Source organism: Actinomycetospora sp. C-140 (assembly GCF_054796175.1).
Map to the genome: position 1 here is coordinate 381941 of NZ_JBTWNF010000002.1, position 17450 is coordinate 399390.

Below are 17450 nucleotides of genomic sequence, written 5' to 3' on the forward strand. Positions count from 1 at the left end.
CCTAGCCGCAGCTCACGCGCGCCGGCGCGGCGGCGGGGGCCGTCGAGATCGTCACCGAGCCCAGGAGCTGGGCGATGGCCGCCTCGACGTCCTCCTTCCAGTTGAAGCCGGTGTTCAGCTCGAAGCGCATCCGCGGCCAGCGCGGGTGCGGCTGGACGGTCTTGAAGCCCACGGCGCGCAGGAACGCCGCCGGCAGGATGCAGGTCGGGGTCCCGGCGTCGGTGCGGCCGTGACCCTCGGCGCGCGGGCGCTCGGAGTCGTCGGCGAACGCCTCGACGGCCTTGACCCCGCGCCGCGTGAGGTCACGGACGACGTCCTGCACGAGCAGGCGCCCGATCCCCTCCCCGGCGAAGTCCGGGAGCACGTGCACACCGCACAGGAGCACCGCGTCCGGCGAGACCGGCGCCGTGGGGAACGCCGCGGCGCGCGGCACCACGGTCGGCGGGGCGAAGAACGCGAACCCGGCCGGCACCCCCTCGACGTGGGCGATGCGCCCGCACGAGCCCCACTCGAGCAGGACCCCGGAGACCCAGGCCTCCTTCTCGAGCTCGACGGTGCCGAACTCCTCGGCCTGGTCGCTCAGGTGCGGGGGGAACTCCCAGTACACACAGCGGCGACACTGCTTCGGCAGCTCCTCGATGTTGTCGAGGGTGACCCCGACACAGCTCCGCGACACGCGTTCCGCCTTCCCCGACATCCGGACGCCGAGAGGATAGTGTCCCGGCCTCTCGTGGCGCCGGGCCCGGGTCGCCCGAGTGGACGAGCGGTCTCCCTCGACCGCCGAATCGACCCTCGATCGTGGTGACCCGAGGTGAGCGTGCTCTCCGTCGATCTCAGGGCGCCCCCAGATCGACGCTGCGGACCCCGGAGATCAGTCCCGGGGTGAGGGGCCCGAGGAGGGGTCCCGGCCCATCAGCTGCGCGATGCGCTCCAGATCGTCGACCGAGCCGAACTCGACGACGATCCGGCCCTTGCGCTGGCCCAGCTCGACCTTGACCCGGGTGTCGAACTGGTCCGACAGCCGCTCGGCCAGATCCTGGAGCCCCGGGGCGTGCATCGGCTTGCGCGCCGGCGCCCGCTTCGTCGCGTTCGTGGTGCCGCCCCGGGCGAGGGTCACCGCCTCCTCCGCGGCCCGGACCGACAGGCCCTCGGCCACGATGCGGGCCGCGAGCTCCTCCTGGGTACCGGCGTCCTCCAGCCCGAGCAGGGCCCGGGCGTGCCCGGCCGAGAGGACGCCGGCCGCGACGCGGCGCTGCACCGCGACGGGCAGCTTCATCAGCCGGATCGTGTTGGTGATCGCCGGGCGGCTCCGCCCGATGCGGTCCGCGAGCTGCTCGTGCGTCACGTCGAACTCGGTGAGCAGCTGCTGGTAGGCGGCCGCCTCCTCGAGGGGATTGAGCTGGACGCGGTGGATGTTCTCGAGCAGCGCGTCGCGGAGCAGGGCGTCGTCGGTGGTCTGCCGGACGATCGCCGGGATGTGCTCGAGCCCCACCCGCTGCGCCGCGCGCCACCGCCGCTCGCCCATGACGAGCTCGTGGGTGAGCTGCGGCCCGCCGTCGACACCCGGTTCGGGCTCGGGGAGCTCGCGCACGACGATCGGCTGCAGGAGCCCGAACTCGCGCACCGAGTGCTCGAGCTCGGCCAGCGCCTCCTCGTCGAAGACGGTGCGGGGCTGACGGGGGTTGGGGCGGATCCCGTCGAGGCGCACCTCGCGGTAGACCGCGCCGGCGACCTCGCCCGAGAGCTCGGGGGCGGCCGTCGCGCCGTTCGTCGTGGCCGCGCGGTCCCGGCCGTTCCCGTGGTCCCGGTCGTCCTCGCCCGCGCCGGGGCCCTCGGCGCGTCGCGCCCCGAACATGACGTCGGCCGCCTGGTTGCCCAGCCCGTGACGCGACGGCGCGGCCGTCCCGTCGGTCTCCGGAGGACCCGTGGGGATCAGGGCGGCCAGCCCGCGCCCCAGGCCGCCCCGACGCTCGGTCCTCTCCGTCATCGTGCCCCCTCGCCCTCGGGCTGGCGCCGCACGATCGTGCGGGCGGCGAACTCCCGGGCGGCGTCGAGGTAGCTCATCGCTCCCCGGGAGCCCGGGTCGTAGGTGAGGACGGTCTGGCCGAAGCCGGGCGCCTCCGAGACCTTCACGCTGCGGGGGATGACGGTCCGCAGGACCACGTCGCCGAAGTGGTTGCGCACCTCGGAGGTGACCTGGTCGGCGAGCTTGGTGCGCCCGTCGTACATGGTCAGCAGGATCGTCGACACGTGGAGCCCGGGGTTGAGGTGCGACTGCACCAGCGCGATGTTGTTGAGGAGCTGGGAGAGCCCCTCCAGCGCGTAGTACTCGCACTGGATCGGGATGAGGACCTCGGGCGCGGCCACCATCGCGTTGAGCGTGAGCAGGCCGAGCGACGGCGGGCAGTCGATGACGACGTAGTCGACGTCGAGCCGGTCGAGCGCCTCGGTGGTCAGCGCGTTCTTGAGGCGGGACTCGCGGTTGAGCATCGAGACGAGCTCGATCTCCGAGCCGGCGAGGTCGATGGTCGCGGGCACGCAGAGGAGGTCCTCCGAGCGCTCGCAGACCGCGGCCGCCTGGTCGATCGTCAGCTCGCCGAGGAGCACCTCGTAGATCGAGGGCGTCCCGCTGCGGTGGTCGACGCCGAGCGCGGTGCTGGCGTTGCCCTGCGGGTCGAGGTCGACGACCAGCACCCGCGCGCCGTGCAGCGCCAGCGCCGCCGCGAGGTTGACCGCGCTCGTCGTCTTGCCGACGCCGCCCTTCTGGTTGGCGACGGTGATGATCCGGCGCTCGCTGGGCCGCGGGAGGCGGTGGTCCTCGGGATGCAGGACCCGCGCGGCGCGCGCGGCCTCCTCGGCGATCGGCGTCATGCCCTCGTCGCCGTCGGGGTAGAGCACCTCCCCGGCACCGAGGACGCCGGCGCCGACGCTGGCCGCCGCGTCGCTGACCGCCTCGCGCACCTTCTCGGCGGACGGCCGGTCGGTGGCCGCTGTTCCACGTGGAACCGAGCGGCTAGGCGTCGTCGGTCGATCGGTCACGGGCACGATCCTTCCTGCCGCGGGCGCGGCGTCCGGAACCGGGGGAGGGGCCGCGTCGCTCACTCCGACTTACCAGCACGACGGAGGTCGCCGCGCCTCCCACGCCGCAACGCACCACCCGGGGTTCGTCCCCGCCCGCCGCGCGAATCTGTTTGAGGTCGCGCGCCACCTCGTCGGCGGCGCTCGCGCCCTTCATCGCCGCCAGGGTCCCACCCGGGCGGACAAGGGGCAGCGTCCATGTGACGAGACGCCCCATCGGGGCGACCGCCCGCGCGGTGACGACGTCGCTCTCCCCGCACCGGCGACGCGCCTCGCGCTCCTCGGCCCGTCCCCGCACGACGGCGACGTCGAGATCGAGCTCGGCGACCACCCGCTCCAGCCACGCGACGCGACGGGCCATCGGCTCGAGCAGCGTCACCGTGAGATCGGGTCGCGCGAGGGCGAGCGGGATACCGGGCAGGCCGGCGCCGGACCCGACGTCGACCACGGTCGCGTCGGCGGGGAGCACCTCACCGACCGCCGCGCTGTTGAGGACGTGGCGGTCCCAGAGCCGCGGCAGCTCGCGCGGCCCGATGACCCCTTGGTCGAGACCGGGCCCCGCGAGCAGGGCGACGTAGCGCTCCGCGGACGCCAGCCGGGCGCCGAAGACGACCGCGGCCTCCTGCGGGGTCGACGGCACGGCAGTCACCTCGCCGGCGGCCTCCGCGCCGCCGGCCCCCTCCGCCGGCTCGCCGTGCGTGGTGCTCATCGTCGTGTTCCACGTGGAACCGGATCGCCCGGGTCCCTCGCGGGACGCACCGGGACCGGAGCCGCGGGCACCGTGGTCAGCCCGCCGGGTGGACCACGACGCGACGGCGGGGCTCCTCGCCCTCGCTCTCGCTCCGCACGCCACCGACCGCCGCCACCGCGTCGTGCACGATCTTGCGCTCGAACGGGGTCATCGGGCGGAGCTTCTGGAGGTGCCCGGTGTCCTTGGCCTCCTGGGCGGCCTGGCGCCCGAGATCGGTGAGCTCGGAGCGTCGCTGCGAGCGCCACCCGGCGACGTCGAGCATCAGCCGGTTGCGCGACCCGGTCGACTGCTGCACCGCGAGCCGCGTCAGCTCCTGGAGCGCCTCCAGGACGTCGCCACGGGCGCCGACCAGCTTCTCGAGGTCCTTGCCCCCGTCCACGCTCACGACGGCGCGCCCCGCCTCAACGTCGAGGTCGATGTCCCCGTCGAAGTCGAGGATGTCGAGCAACCGCTCCAGGTAGTCGCCCGCGATGTCACCCTCGCGGACGAGCTGGTCCTCGGAGCTGCGCTCCGCGCGCGACGCGTCCTCCGCGGGCGCGCCCGACCCGGACGTCTCCGCCGGCTCGGCCGTGCCTGCCTCGTCCTGCGACGCCACCGTCTCCGACACGTCGTCTCCTTCCGCCCGGCCCCGTCACGGAGCCTGTCTGGCACGCGCCGCGCCACCGTCGCGGGCGTGCGGGTCCTGTGGTCCGGGTCCGCGCTGCGGAGCGTCGCGCGCGGTCACCGGAGGGCCCGCCCCGGCCGGGCGCCCGCACGGGGACGCCGGCCGGCCGGCGGGCTACTTCTTCTTCTTGTTCGGTCGCTTGCCCTGGCCCGAGGACGCCAGCTGGCCACCCTTGCCGCCCGCGCCCTTGCCGGACCCGTTCGATCCGTTCGACCCGCCGGAGGCGGTGGCGCCGTTCGCCCCGTTCCCGTTGGCCGCGTTCGCACCGGCGCCGCCGTTCGCCCGGGCGACCTTGCCGGGTGTCGGGTTGCCCGAACCCTGGCGTGCGTTGCCCGACCGGGCGGGGCCGACCTTCCCAGGAGCCCGGCGGCCGCCGTTGCCGGAGCCGCCCTTCTTCCCGCCGCCCGACTTCGCACCCTTCCCGGCGCCGCCGGCGACCGTGCCGCCCGTGGTCGCGGGCGCGCCGGCCTCGTCCGGCGCCGGCGCCTCGGCGACCTCCGCCACGTCGTCCGCGTCCTCGTCCACCGCCACGTCGGTCGCCGCGGCGCGCTGGGGCTTCTGGCCCGGCTGGGACTTCTGGCCCGGCTGCGGCTTCTGGCCCGGCTTCGGCGCGAGGGCGTCACGCTGCTCGCGGGCCTGCTCGCGCTTCTCCTCCTCCTCGCGGGCGATCTTGCGGTAGATGAGGAACTGCTGGCCGAGCGTCCAGGTGTTCTGGCTCAGGAAGTAGATGAGGATCGCGATCGGGAAGAAGGCACCGAAGACCAGCAGGCCGATCGGGAACAGCCACATCGTGATCTTGCCCATGATCGCGGCCTGCGGGTTCGCCGCGGCGGCCGGGCTCTGGTGCTGCTGGGAGACGCGCGCGGTGAAGTGGGTGGCGATGGCCGCCAGGATCATCAGCGGCAGCGCCACGGGCACGACGTGGGCCTGGAAGTCGCCGAAGTTGAACGAGATGTGGCCCAGCTGCTGCATGCCGCCGGCGATCGCCTCGTTCAGCTTCACGCCGAAGATGTCGGCATTGTTGAACGACTCGATGTCGGCCCGGTCGAAGACGTAGTTGTAGGGGAAGTTCGGCTGGAACCCCTTGAGCACGTGGAACAGGCCGATGAAGACCGGCAGCTGCACCAGCAGCGGGAGACAGCCGCCGAGGGGGTTGACCCCGTGCTCCTTCTGGAGCTTCTGCATCTCCTCGGCGAGCTTCTGCCGGTCGTTCTTGTACTTCTCCTGCAGCTTCTTGATCTGCGGCTGGAACTCCTGCATCTTGCGCATCGAGCGCACCTGGCTGATGAACGGCTTGATCAGCAGGGAGCGCAGCGTGAAGACGAGGAAGATGACCGAGAGCGCCCAGCCGAAGCCGTTGGCGGGCCCGAGGACGAAGCCGAACACCTCGTGCCAGAACCACATGATGGCCGACACGGGGTAGTAGATGAAGTTCAGCACGTCTCTCGCTCCTCGGTGTGGGGGCCGTCGGCCCCCGGGTCGGCGGTGCGGCGGGGCCACCCGCACCACGTCCGGTCGCCGCGCGGCGGGACCGGGTCCAGGCCTCCAGGGTGCCAGGGAGCGCACTTGGCCACCCTGACCAGGGTCAGCCCCGCGCCGATCACGACACCGTGCACGCGCAGCGCCCCGATCGCGTAGGCGCTGCAACTGGGGTAGAAGCGGCACGACGGACCGAACAGCGGCGAGATCCAGCGCTGGTAGAACCGCAGCACCGCGACGAGCGCGCGGACCGCGGGGGAGCGGCGCTCACCGTCGGGTGCTCCCGGGGGCGTCGTCGAGGGTCCGGACGCCGGGGGCTCGGATGCCGGCGGCCCGGCCGTCGCGGACGGATCGCCCGGCACGGCGTGCACCGGTGCTCGGTCCTCCACCGATGCCGTCCTCCTCGTCGGGGCCCGGGCGGCGCGCACCCCGCCCGCCGTCGGTGCCGTGGGCCCCGGTCGTCGGTTCCATGGTGCCCGTCGTCGCGCCGGGAAGCGACCGCCCACGGGGTCGGACCGGGGGCCGGACGGCGGGGTGGGACGATCAGTTCCGTGTCGATCGACGGACACCCCGCCGGACGGGGAGTCGGCGGGACCCGCCGATCGCGGGCCGTGCACCGCGTCCTCGCCGCCGCCGCCCACCGGGGCTCGGTGGTCGAGAAGGAGATCCTCGGCCTGCCGGACCTCGTCGGACCCGGCGACGTCTGCCTCGACGTCGGCGCCGAGTTCGGGCTCTACACCCACGTGCTCGCCGACCTGGTCGGGGCGGGCGGTGCGGTGCACAGCTTCGAGCCCCAGCGCGGCGCCCACCGCGCACTCACCCTCGGGGTGCGGGCGGCCGGGCTGGACCACGTCCATCCGCACCGTCTCGCGCTCGGCGCGGCGCCGGGGCGCCAGGAGCTCTCGGTGCCCCGCCGGCGCGGCCTGCCGGTGCACGGCCGCGCGTACCTCACCGCGGGCGCGCGGGACGCCGGCCCCAACCGGGAGTTCGCCGGCCACCGGCTGGAGTCGGTCGCCGTGGACACGCTCGACGCCGTCGTCGCCGACCTGGGGCTCGCCCGCGTCGCGCTCGTGAAGGCCGACGTCGAGGGTGCGGAGGGCGCCCTGGTCGACGGGGCCGTCGCCACGCTCGCGACTCACCGGCCCCACCTCCTGCTGGAGATCGAGGACCGGCACACCAGCAAGTACGGGCTCGCGGCCGCCGACCTCTTCGACCGGCTCACCGGCGCGCTGGGGTACCGCGCGCACACGTGGTCGGCCGGCTGGCGGCCGGTGGCGGGGATCGTCGACACCGAGCGGAACTACCTGTTCAGTCCGTGAGCCGCAGGCGTGCGAGCGCCGCGTCGAGGTCGTCGCCGAGCTGGGCGGAGGTCGCGTCCGCCGCGGGCGGCTGGGCCCGCACCACCAGGTCGGTGCCCGTCGGCAGGGTTGCGAGACGCGGCCGCAGCAGGTGGCGCAGCCGCCGGCTCACCCGGTGCCGGGTCACGGCCGGTCCGACGCCGCGGCCGACGACCAGGCCCGCGCGGGCGGGACGGTCCGGACGGCCGGCGGCCGGGGTCGCGACCGCGTGGACCACCAGGTGGCGGCGCCCGGCGCGCCGGCCGCCGCGCAGCACGTGGCGGAAGTCCTGGGGCCGGGTGATCCGGAGTTCGCGGGGGAGCACGGTGGCGTGCGCCGGCAGCGGGGACCCTGCGGACACGACGACGGGACCGCGTCCACGAGGGAGCGGTCCCGTCGGAAGAGCCGTGTCGCGCGGGCCGGACCCGCGGGCCGACTAGGCGCTGATCTGCTCGCGGCCCTTGCGGCGGCGCGAAGCCAGCACCGCGCGGCCGGCGCGCGTCCGCATGCGCAGCCGGAAGCCGTGGGTCTTCGACCGCCGACGGTTGTTCGGCTGGAACGTGCGCTTGCCCTTGGCCACTTTCGATGTCTCCTGCTCCGAGCGCGCGACAGCGCGTGGGTGCCGGCAGCCCCGTCCGGGCGCCGGATCCGGTCACGACCAGGGTAGCCGGTGCTCCCCCACGGGGTCGCACCCCGGTCCGGCAGGACCACTCGATCGTCCGCCACCGCCGTCCGGGGGGAGGTTGTGGCCCGTGCTGGAGGCTTGTTAGCGTCCGTGCTCCCGTCGAGGACGCGGGTTCCCGGTCTCCCGGGCCGTGCCCGCCGAGCGGGACCGAGGCCGGGCGTCAGGGGGAGGACGCCCTCGTACCCGCGCGTCACCGTCCGCGCGATGTCGTGCACAGTTGTGGACAGAGCTGTGGACGCGCGCGTCCACGCGACGGTGCCGAGCGGCACGCACGGGCGGCCGCCGCAGGGGACGGAGGGGGGTACCGGATGTCGGACCAGCTCTTCGACCTCGACGAGACCTGGGGCCAGGTGGTCGCCGAGCTCACCGCGGGCTCGGCCGACGGCGCCTCGCTCTCCCCGCAGCAGCGGGCCTGGGTGCGCGTCACCCGGCCGCTCGGGCTCCTCGACGACACCGCCCTGCTCGCGGCGCCCAGCGAGTTCGCCAAGGAGGCCATCGAGCGGGCCCTGCGCGACCCGATCGTCGCCGCCCTCTCCCGCCACATCGGCCGCCCGGTCTCCCTGGCCGTCCGCGTCGACCACAGCGCCCGCCCCGCGCCGGAGGCCGGTCCGAGCACCGCGCCGCTGCCGCGCGCCTCGCTGCCCGCCGACGAGCGCGAGCGCACCAACGGCGACGCCCGGTCCGACGGGCACCACGCGCACACGGGTCCCGACACCGGCTACCTCGCCGCCACGTCCTCGGCGTCGTCGCCGACCTCCTCGTACCGGGCCGAGGCGATCGCCGCGGCCGCCGGCGTCGGGCAGGTGACGCACAACCCGGATCCCGCGCACCCCGAGGAACAGGTCGACGAGGTCGGCGACGGCCTCGCCGCGGTGCACGAGATCTGGGCGCCCCGCGGCGGCCTCGGCGGGCCCGAGCCCGCCGGCGAGCTGCGCGACACCGGTCCGGACCCGGCCCGCGGCGCCCCGCGCTCGCAGACCCGGCTCAACGAGAAGTACACGTTCGACACGTTCGTCATCGGGGCCTCGAACCGCTTCGCGCACGCCGCCGCGGTCGCCGTGTCCGAGGCGCCGGCCCGCGCGTACAACCCGCTGTTCGTCTGGGGCGACTCCGGGCTCGGCAAGACGCACCTGCTGCACGCCGTCGGGCACTACGCGCAGCGCCTCTTCTCCGGGATGCGCGTGCGCTACGTGTCCACCGAGGAGTTCACCAACGACTTCATCAACTCGCTGCGCGACGACCGCAAGATCGCGTTCCAGCGCCGCTACCGCGACGTCGACGTGCTGCTGGTCGACGACATCCAGTTCCTGGAGGGCAAGGAAGGCACCCAGGAGGAGTTCTTCCACACCTTCAACACGCTGCACAACGCGAACAAGCAGATCGTCGTGTCGTCGGACCGGCCGCCCAAGCGCCTGGAGACGCTCGAGGACCGGCTGCGCACCCGGTTCGAGTGGGGCCTGATCACCGACATCCAGCCCCCCGAGCTCGAGACCCGCATCGCGATCCTGCGCAAGAAGGCCGCCGGCGAGCGGATGGCCGCGCCGCCCGAGGTCCTCGAGTTCATCGCCGACCGCATCGAGCGCAACATCCGCGAGCTCGAGGGCGCCCTGATCCGCGTCACGGCCTTCGCGTCGCTCAACCGGCAGCCGATCGACCTGCAGCTCGCCGAGATCGTCCTGCGCGACCTCATCCCCGACTCCCGGCAGTCGGAGATCACCGCCCCGACGATCATGGCGGTGACCGCCGAGTTCTACTCGGTGTCCATCGACGACCTCTGCGGCCCCGGCAAGACGAAGGCCCTCGCCCTGGCCCGCCAGATCGCGATGTACCTCTGCCGCGAGCTCACCGACCTCTCCTTGCCCCGCATCGGGCAGACCTTCGGCAACCGCGACCACACGACGGTCATGCACGCGGACAAGAAGATCCGCAAGGAGATGGCCGAACGGCGCCGGACCTACGAGCAGGTCCAGGAGCTCACCGCGCGCATCAAGCAGCGCGCCCGCGGCTGACGTTCCACCACCCCGCCCACCCCGCCCGCGGCTCGCCCGGCGGATGCAGCGAACGGGCTGTTCGCTGCTTCTATGCGCGCAAATTCCCCGTTCGCGACGGGGGCTCGCGACGGGGGCTCGCGACGTTCGGGCCACTGCGTGCCGACCGAGGGCGTCCCTGGCTGCTTGGGAGGCAGTCAGGGACGCCCTCGCTCCGTGCCGGGGGAGCGGGGGACGCCCTCGCTGCGTCCGGCGCAACGAGGGACGCCCTCGTCCGCGCCCCGTGCCCCCACGGCCCGCTCCACGAAGATCACTCGCGACGGCGCTCGGACCACGCCCGCGGATCGAGGGCGTCCCCGGCTGCGTCGGAGGCAGCAGAGGACGCCCTCGCTCCCACCACCTCCCGAGCTGGCTCCGCACCAGTGCTCCGGCCACGGATTGATCACCCTGCGTCGAGATCCGACCGCCCTTGAGCGACCGAGCGTGACCACTGGAGCACCGCCCCGACGACGAGACGACCGAGTTCGTCGGCGAACACCGAGGCCGGTAGCACACCGCAGTCGTTCGACTCCCGATCGACCCACAGCTGGGGACAACTCTGTGGACATACGCCGGACGACGGTGGAAATGCACGGGACGACAAGGGAGAACGCTCCGCCGTCCACCGGACACGCCGCGCTGTCCCCGGATCCGGGCACCGCCGGGAGCGAGGTGTCCACAGCGCATCGCGCCGCCCGACCAGCGCGGACGGGCTCGATCCACACCACGCACAGGACCTACTGGTACTGCTGTCTTTCTCTCTTCTAGAGAACTCCTGAAGAACAGGTGGTGTGGACGCGTCGCCGAGGTGGCCGGACGCCTCCCGACCGCGTACCCGATCGGCTCGAATCGAGATCGGGCCCGGAGTGTCGGACCCCTCCGGCAGGCTCTACCGTGATGGACCCGCGCCGGGGTCTCGTCCCCTGCCGGAGCACGAGTCCGCAGGGACCGGTCAGCAGGGGGAGGACCCGCGATGAAGTTCCGCGTCGAACGTGACGCGCTCGCCGACGCCGTGGCCTTCGTCGCCCGCAGCCTCCCGAGCCGCGCTCCCGTGCCGGTGCTCGGCGGCGTGCTGCTCGACACCGAGGGCGACGGCACGCTCACGGTGTCCGGGTTCGACTACGAGGTGTCCGCCCGCGTCGAGGTGCCGGCCATGGTCGGCGACGCCGGCCGCGCGCTGGTCTCCGGTCGCCTGCTCGCGGACATCACGCGGGCGCTCCCGCCGCACCCGGTGGACGTGACCGTCGACGGGCCGCGCGCCACGATCGCCTGCGGCAACGCCCGCTTCAGCCTCCCGACCATGTCGGCCGAGGACTACCCGCAGCTGCCCGACATGCCCCCCGTCGCCGGCGCGCTCGCCCCCGAGGTGTTCGCCCAGGCCGTCTCGCAGGTCGCGGTCGCCGCCGGTCGTGACGACACGCTGCCGATGCTCACCGGCATCCGCATCGAGATCGACGGCTCGACCCTGACGCTCGCCGCCACCGACCGCTTCCGGCTCGCGGTCCGCGAGTTCTCGTGGGAGCCGGGCGAGAGCGCGGGCGCCGGCGAGAACGGCGAGGTCGCACTGCTCGCCCCGGCGAAGACGCTCTCCGAGGCGGCCAAGACGCTGACCTCCTCCGGCTCGCGCATCGAGCTCGCCCTCGCCCGCGGCGATGGCCTGCTCGGCCTCGCCGGCGGCGGCCGCCGCTCGACCACGCGCCTGCTCGACGCGGAGTTCCCGCGCTACCGCCAGCTGCTGCCCAAGGAGCACACGTCGGCCGCGGTGCTCGAGATCGCACCGCTGGTCGAGGCCATCAAGCGCGTCTCCCTGGTCGCCGAGCGCGGCACGCAGGTGCGTCTCGAGTTCGGCGACGACACGCTGCGGCTCACCGCCGGCGGCGACGACGAGGGCAGCGCCGAGGAGGAGCTCTCCTGCCGGTTCGTCGGCGAGCCGCTGACCATCGCGTTCAACCCCGGCTACCTGCTCGACGGCCTCGGGGCCCTGGGTGCCGACCACGCGCACCTGTCGTTCACCACCCCCAGCCGCCCGGCGCTGCTGCGCCCGGCCACTCCACCGGGGGAGTCCGCGGACGGCGACGGCGGGGGATCCGACGCCGACGAGCCCGCCGGCGGCGGCGCCACGGCGGTCGAGCCCGGACCGGGTGACAACGCCGATGATCTCCCCGATCCTCGTCCCGGGTATCTGTACCTCCTGATGCCGGTGCGACTCCCGGGCTGAGCCCGGCCCGGCCGTCCGGCACGCGACACGAGCGCCCCGACACGAGGGCGAGGCGCTGCAGGCCCTGACGAGAGGAACGCGGACGTGCAGCTGGGGATGGTCGGTCTCGGACGCATGGGCGGCAACATGGCCGAACGGCTGCGCGCCGCCGGTCACGAGGTCGTCGGGTACGCCAACGACGGATCCGGAGACGTCGCGTCGCTGGAGGAGCTCGTCAAGGCCCTGTCGGCCCCGCGCACGGTCTGGCTGATGGTGCCGGCGGGGGCGGCCACCGACTCGACGGTGCGGAGCCTCGCCGACCTGCTCGAGGGCGGCGACCTCGTCGTCGACGGCGGCAACAGCAAGTTCACCGACGACACCGTGCACGCCGAGCTGCTCGACGGTCACGGTGTCCGCTACGTCGACTGCGGCGTCTCCGGGGGTGTCTGGGGACGCACCGAGGGCTACGGGCTCATGGCCGGTGGTGACGCCACCGACATCGAGCGGCTCATGCCGGTCTTCGACGCCCTGCGTCCCGACGGCCCGCGCGAGGAGGGCTTCGCGCACGCCGGCCCGGTGGGCGCGGGGCACTACGCCAAGATGGTCCACAACGGTGTCGAGTACGGCCTCATGCAGGCCTACGCCGAGGGCTACGAGCTGCTCAGCGCAGGCGGCCCCGTCGACAACGTCGGGGCCGTGATGAAGGCGTGGAGCCGCGGCACGGTGGTGCGCAGCTGGCTGCTCGACCTCATGGTGCGCGCGCTCGAGGCCGACCCCCATCTCGACCAGATCACCGGCTACGCGGAGGACTCCGGCGAGGGCCGCTGGACGGTCGACGAGGCGATCGTGCACGCCGTGCCCGCGCCGGTGATCTCGGCGGCGCTGTTCGCGCGGTTCGCCTCGCGCCAGATCGACTCGCCGGCCATGAAGGCGGTGGCGGCCCTGCGGGCGCAGTTCGGGGGCCACGCCACCCACAAGGCAGGCGACGCCGCCAACGAGCCGCCCACGGGGGGCTGAGCGCTCCCCTGACGGGTGGGCGCGGCGACGGGGAGGAGCCGATGTACGTCCGGGCGCTGTCGGTGACCGACTTCCGGTCCTGGGAGCAGGCCGACCTCACGTTCGCGCCCGGGGTGTCGGTGCTCGTCGGGGCCAACGGCCAGGGCAAGACGAACCTCGTCGAGGCCGTCGGCTACCTCGCGTCGCTGTCGTCCCACCGGGTCGCGAACGACGCGCCGCTCATCCGCCGCGGCGCGTCCTCGGCGACGGTGCGCGCGGTCGCGGTCAACGAGGGCCGCGAGCTCACCGTGCAGGTCGAGATCGCGAGCGGGAAGGCCAACCGTGCCCGCGTCAACCGGGCGCCGGTGCGCAGTCCGCGCGAGGTGCTCGGCATCGTGCGCACGGTGGTGTTCGCCCCCGAGGACCTCGCGCTGGTCCGCGGCGACCCCGCGGAGCGCCGTCGCCTGCTCGACGACCTGCTGGTGGCACGGGCGCCGCGCTGGGCGGGGGTCCGGGCGGACTACGACAAGGTGCTGCGCCAGCGTTCGGCGCTGCTCAAGACCGCGAAGAACGCCCGCGGCGACACGAGCACCCTCGACGTGTGGGACGCCCACCTCGCGCGGGCCGGCGGCGTGCTCGTCGCGGGCCGCCTGGAGCTCGCCGCGGCCCTGGCCCCGCACGTGCGCGACGCGTACGCCGAGGTCGCCCCGGAGTCCGAGCCGGTCGGGGCGCGCTACCGGTCGAAGGTGGAGGCCGTGGACGCGCTCGGCGCGCCGGGCGCCGACCTCGCTCCGCCCGAGGCGGTCGAGGAGATGCTGCTCGACGAGATGCGCCGGCGGCGTCCCCAGGAGATCGAGCGCGGGGTGTGCCTGGTCGGCCCGCACCGCGACGACCTCGAGCTCACCCTCGGGGACGGGCCGGCCAAGGGCTACGCGAGCCACGGCGAGTCGTGGTCCCTGGCGCTGGCGTTGCGGCTCGGCGGGTTCGAACTGCTGCGGGGAGAGGGGTCCGAGCCGGTCCTGGTGCTCGACGACGTGTTCGCCGAGCTCGACGTCCGTCGCCGCCGGGCACTGGCGCGCACCGCCGTCCGCGCGGAACAGGTGCTGGTGACCGCCGCGGTGGACGACGATGTCCCGGACGACCTGCAAGGGGCACGCTACGTGGTCGAATCGGGCACGGTGCGTGAGATGGCCGCGGCGTTACGGTCGACAGGGGGTGGATCTGGTGAGCCGGACGCGTGATGTTGCGGGGGGTTCTGGGGACAGACCTGTGGATGCTGTGGACAACTCGGCCGACAGATCCGCTGCCGGCGATCGTCCGTCCCCGGATCCGGGGCCCGAGCAGGGACGCGGCACCGACGGCCCTGTCCACACCCCCGATCGGGAGGATTCGGGCACCGCCGAAGCGGGGTCACCCGGTGTGTCCGAGCCGCCGCGACGGGGCGCCGACCTCGCCCGCGACGCCCTCGCGGCGGCCCGCGAGGCGACCGCCGCACGACGCGCCGCGGTCGGCGGCGGGAAGGGCGCCGGGGGCGCCCGCAAGCCCGGGCGCCGCACGGCAGGCGGGCTGGGCCGGGGGCGCCGCCGGGGCTGGTCGGGGGCCGGCGCCGACGACCGCGACCCCCAGACCCTCGGACGCCTCGCGTCGCGTCTGTCGGGGGAGCGTGGCTGGGCGCCGCGGCTCGCCGACGGTGCCGTCTTCGGGCGGTGGGCCGAGCTCGTGGGGGACGAGGTCGCCGAGCACGCGCGGCCCGAGGCGCTGCGCGACGGCGTGCTCACGGTGCAGGCCGACTCGACCGCCTGGGCCACCCAGCTGCGCCTGCTCCAGCGCCAGCTCCTCGCGCGCATCGCCTCGGGGCTGGGCGACGGTGTCGTCACGTCCATGCGCATCCACGGGCCGGCGGCGCCGAGCTGGCGGCGCGGGCCCCGGCACGTCTCGGGCCGCGGCCCGCGGGACACCTACGGGTGACCCCGCCGAGCACCTGAGGGCCGCAGGGGGGCTCTCAGGGCGCGCGGAGACGGTCAGGAGAGTCGTCGGGGGTGCCCCGCGGGCGGTCGAACCCTCCCGACGTCGATTTCGGCGCGCTGTGACGCGCTGAGCCGCGTGCCCGGCCCGTTCTGCGGGAGGTGACCCGGTAGACTGGAAGCAGATGTTCCGCCCGCGCGTCACGCACGCGGGCACGTGCCCACGCGAGGGAGACACCGGAGCCCGTGGCAGCCGCACCGAACTCGGCCCAGAAGAAGAACAACGGGGACTACAGCGCCTCGTCCATCACCGTCCTCGAGGGCCTCGAGGCCGTCCGCAAGCGGCCCGGCATGTACATCGGATCCACCGGCGAGCGGGGTCTGCACCACCTCATCTGGGAGGCCGTCGACAACTCCGTCGACGAGGCGATGGCGGGCTACGCCTCGTACGTGCACGTCAACCTCCTCGCCGACGGCGGCATCTCGGTGGTCGACGACGGCCGCGGCATCCCGGTCGACACGCACCCGGTGGAGAAGAAGCCGGCCGTGGAGATGGTGCTGACCATGCTCCACGCGGGCGGCAAGTTCGACGACAAGTCGTACGCCGTCTCCGGCGGTCTGCACGGCGTCGGCATCAGCGTCGTCAACGCGCTGTCCACCGCGCTCGACGTGGAGATCCACCGCGACGGCCAGATCTGGACCCAGCACTACGACCACTCGGTGCCGGGCAAGCTCGTCGCGAGCGGCAAGACCCGCAAGACCGGGACGTCGATCACCTTCTGGGCCGACCCGACGATCTTCGAGACGACGACCTACAACTTCGAGACGGTCTCGCGCCGGCTCCAGGAGATGGCGTTCCTGAACAAGGGGCTCACCATCGTGCTGCGCGACGAGCGCAAGCCGGAGAGCGCCGACGACGACGGCGCGGGTCTCGACGATGCCCCGGACGCCGAGGGCTACGTCGCGAACGTCACGGAGCGCACGTTCCACTACCCGGGCGGCCTCGAGGACTTCGTCGCCCACATCAACCACGCGAAGGACCCGATCCACCGCAAGCCGGTGGGGTTCCAGGCCGACGGCACCGGTCACCAGGTCGAGGTCGCGATGCAGTGGAACTCGGGCTACTCCGAGTCGGTCTACACGTTCTGCAACACGATCAACACCACCGAGGGCGGCACCCACGAGGAGGGCTTCCGCTCGGCGCTGACCGCGACGGTCAACCGGTACGCGCGCGACAAGAAGCTCATCAAGGACAAGGACCCGGCGCTCACCGGGGACGACATCCGCGAGGGTCTCGCCGCGATCGTCTCGGTGAAGGTGGCCGAGCCGCAGTTCGAGGGCCAGACGAAGACCAAGCTGGGCAACACCGAGGTCCGCTCGTTCGTCCAGAAGGTCTGCAACGAGTACCTGGGCGACTGGTTCGAGGCCAACCCGGCCGAGGCCAAGACGATCATCAACAAGGCCGTCGGCTCGGCGCAGGCGCGGATGGCGGCGCGCAAGGCCCGCGAGCTCGTGCGCCGCAAGACGGCCGGCGACCTCGGCGGCCTGCCGGGCAAGCTCGCCGACTGCCGCAGCAACGACCCGGAGCGCAGCGAGGTCTACATCGTCGAGGGCGACTCGGCGGGCGGCTCGGCGAAGTCCGGCCGCGACTCGATGTTCCAGGCGATCCTCCCGATCCGCGGGAAGATCATCAACGTCGAGAAGGCCCGGATCGACCGCGTCCTCAAGAACAACGAGGTCCAGTCGATCATCACGGCGCTCGGGACCGGCATCCACGACGAGTTCGACCTGACGAAGCTGCGCTATCACAAGATCGTGCTGATGGCCGACGCCGACGTCGACGGCCAGCACATCCGCACGCTGCTGCTGACCCTGCTGTTCCGGTTCATGCGCCCGCTCGTCGAGAACGGTCACGTGTTCCTCGCGATGCCGCCGCTCTACAAGATCAAGTGGAGCGGCCGCGGGGCGGAGCCGGAGTTCGCCTACTCCGACCGTGAGCGGGACGGGCTGCTCGAGGCCGGCCGGGCCGCCGGCAAGAAGATCAACAAGGATGAGGGCATCCAGCGCTACAAGGGGCTCGGCGAGATGAACGCCAAGGAGCTCTGGGAGACCACGATGGATCCCGACACGCGCCAGATGATGCAGGTGACGCTCGACGACGCCGCCACCGCCGACGAGCTGTTCAGCGTGCTGATGGGCGAGGACGTCGAGTCCCGCCGTTCCTTCATCACCCGCAACGCCAAGGACGTGCGGTTCCTCGACGTGTAGTCGA

16 protein-coding genes are annotated in these 17450 nt (G+C 73.6%); 7 read left to right on the forward strand and 9 right to left on the reverse strand.

Annotated features, from left to right (window positions below; all coding sequences use genetic code 11):
• Position 1 precedes the first annotated feature (1 nt).
• From ACR9E3_RS04815 to yidD, 7 genes are all read right to left on the reverse strand, one after another.
• Positions 2-676 (reverse strand): GNAT family N-acetyltransferase, encoded by a 675-nt coding sequence (locus ACR9E3_RS04815; RefSeq protein ID WP_460378917.1) that lies wholly within the window; start codon positions 674-676, stop codon positions 2-4.
• A gap of 195 nt (positions 677-871) precedes the next feature.
• Positions 872-1987, reverse strand: a complete 1116-nt coding sequence (locus tag ACR9E3_RS04820) for a ParB/RepB/Spo0J family partition protein (protein WP_460378918.1) — start codon at positions 1985-1987, stop codon at positions 872-874.
• Positions 1984-2871 (reverse strand): ParA family protein, encoded by an 888-nt coding sequence (locus ACR9E3_RS04825; RefSeq protein WP_460379071.1) that lies wholly within the window; start codon positions 2869-2871, stop codon positions 1984-1986. Before ACR9E3_RS04825 ends, ACR9E3_RS04820 begins: the two co-directional genes overlap by 4 nt.
• A 142-nt stretch (positions 2872-3013) precedes the next feature.
• Positions 3014-3787 carry a 16S rRNA (guanine(527)-N(7))-methyltransferase RsmG gene (rsmG, locus tag ACR9E3_RS04830; protein ID WP_460378919.1) on the reverse strand — a complete coding sequence of 258 codons (774 nt, stop codon included), beginning with the start codon at positions 3785-3787 and terminating at the stop codon, positions 3014-3016.
• Between the two features lie 76 nt (positions 3788-3863).
• Positions 3864-4436: a Jag family protein gene (locus ACR9E3_RS04835; protein ID WP_460378920.1), complete on the reverse strand. Its 573-nt coding sequence runs from the start codon at positions 4434-4436 to the stop codon at positions 3864-3866.
• Positions 4437-4607: 171 nt separating this feature from the next.
• On the reverse strand, positions 4608-5933 hold the full coding sequence (gene yidC, locus ACR9E3_RS04840; RefSeq protein WP_460378921.1) for a membrane protein insertase YidC: 1326 nt from the start codon (positions 5931-5933) through the stop codon (positions 4608-4610).
• Positions 5927-6361: a membrane protein insertion efficiency factor YidD gene (gene yidD / locus ACR9E3_RS04845; protein WP_460378922.1), complete on the reverse strand. Its 435-nt coding sequence runs from the start codon at positions 6359-6361 to the stop codon at positions 5927-5929. Before yidD ends, yidC begins: the two co-directional genes overlap by 7 nt.
• A gap of 162 nt (positions 6362-6523) precedes the next feature.
• Here yidD and ACR9E3_RS04850 point away from each other — a divergent pair, with 162 nt between their 5' ends.
• Positions 6524-7291 (forward strand): FkbM family methyltransferase, encoded by a 768-nt coding sequence (locus tag ACR9E3_RS04850; RefSeq protein ID WP_460378923.1) that lies wholly within the window; start codon positions 6524-6526, stop codon positions 7289-7291.
• Here the strand turns inward: ACR9E3_RS04850 and rnpA are convergent.
• Entirely contained in the window at positions 7281-7634 is a 354-nt protein-coding gene (gene rnpA / locus ACR9E3_RS04855) for a ribonuclease P protein component (protein WP_460379072.1), read from the reverse strand. The two genes, ACR9E3_RS04850 and rnpA, sit on opposite strands and share 11 nt — an antisense overlap.
• A gap of 111 nt (positions 7635-7745) precedes the next feature.
• A complete protein-coding gene (rpmH, locus tag ACR9E3_RS04860) occupies positions 7746-7889 on the reverse strand; it encodes a 50S ribosomal protein L34 (protein ID WP_285658377.1) in 144 nt (47 codons plus the stop codon).
• Positions 7890-8302: 413 nt separating this feature from the next.
• Here rpmH and dnaA point away from each other — a divergent pair, with 413 nt between their 5' ends.
• The 6 genes from dnaA to gyrB all read left to right on the forward strand — a co-directional run bounded on the left by dnaA (position 8303) and on the right by gyrB (position 17446).
• The gene (gene dnaA, locus ACR9E3_RS04865) at positions 8303-10003 is read left to right on the forward strand and encodes a chromosomal replication initiator protein DnaA (RefSeq protein ID WP_460378924.1); all 1701 of its coding nucleotides are present in this window, start codon (positions 8303-8305) and stop codon (positions 10001-10003) included.
• Positions 10004-10994: 991 nt separating this feature from the next.
• Positions 10995-12239: a DNA polymerase III subunit beta gene (gene dnaN / locus ACR9E3_RS04870; RefSeq protein WP_460378925.1), complete on the forward strand. Its 1245-nt coding sequence runs from the start codon at positions 10995-10997 to the stop codon at positions 12237-12239.
• Positions 12240-12335: 96 nt separating this feature from the next.
• Entirely contained in the window at positions 12336-13235 is a 900-nt protein-coding gene (gene gnd / locus ACR9E3_RS04875) for a phosphogluconate dehydrogenase (NAD(+)-dependent, decarboxylating) (RefSeq protein ID WP_460379073.1), read from the forward strand.
• A 41-nt stretch (positions 13236-13276) separates the two neighbouring features.
• A complete protein-coding gene (gene recF, locus ACR9E3_RS04880) occupies positions 13277-14455 on the forward strand; it encodes a DNA replication/repair protein RecF (RefSeq protein ID WP_460378926.1) in 1179 nt (392 codons plus the stop codon).
• A 178-nt stretch (positions 14456-14633) separates the two neighbouring features.
• Positions 14634-15182, forward strand: a complete 549-nt coding sequence (locus ACR9E3_RS04885) for a DciA family protein (RefSeq protein WP_460378927.1) — start codon at positions 14634-14636, stop codon at positions 15180-15182.
• 242 nt (positions 15183-15424) lie between these two features.
• Entirely contained in the window at positions 15425-17446 is a 2022-nt protein-coding gene (gene gyrB, locus ACR9E3_RS04890; protein ID WP_460378928.1) for a DNA topoisomerase (ATP-hydrolyzing) subunit B, read from the forward strand.
• Positions 17447-17450 lie beyond the last annotated feature (4 nt).

Bases quoted from the DNA above. Each gene is read 5' to 3' on its own strand.
- ACR9E3_RS04820 (WP_460378918.1), bottom strand. From the start codon at position 1,987: ATGACGGAGAGGACCGAGCGTCGGGGCGGCCTGGGGCGCGGGCTGGCC.
- ACR9E3_RS04825 (WP_460379071.1), bottom strand. From the start codon at position 2,871: ATGACGCCGATCGCCGAGGAGGCCGCGCGCGCCGCGCGGGTCCTGCAT.
- rsmG (WP_460378919.1), bottom strand. From the start codon at position 3,787: ATGAGCACCACGCACGGCGAGCCGGCGGAGGGGGCCGGCGGCGCGGAG.
- dnaA (WP_460378924.1), top strand. From the start codon at position 8,303: ATGTCGGACCAGCTCTTCGACCTCGACGAGACCTGGGGCCAGGTGGTC.
- dnaN (WP_460378925.1), top strand. From the start codon at position 10,995: ATGAAGTTCCGCGTCGAACGTGACGCGCTCGCCGACGCCGTGGCCTTC.
- gnd (WP_460379073.1), top strand. From the start codon at position 12,336: ATGGTCGGTCTCGGACGCATGGGCGGCAACATGGCCGAACGGCTGCGC.
- recF (WP_460378926.1), top strand. From the start codon at position 13,277: ATGTACGTCCGGGCGCTGTCGGTGACCGACTTCCGGTCCTGGGAGCAG.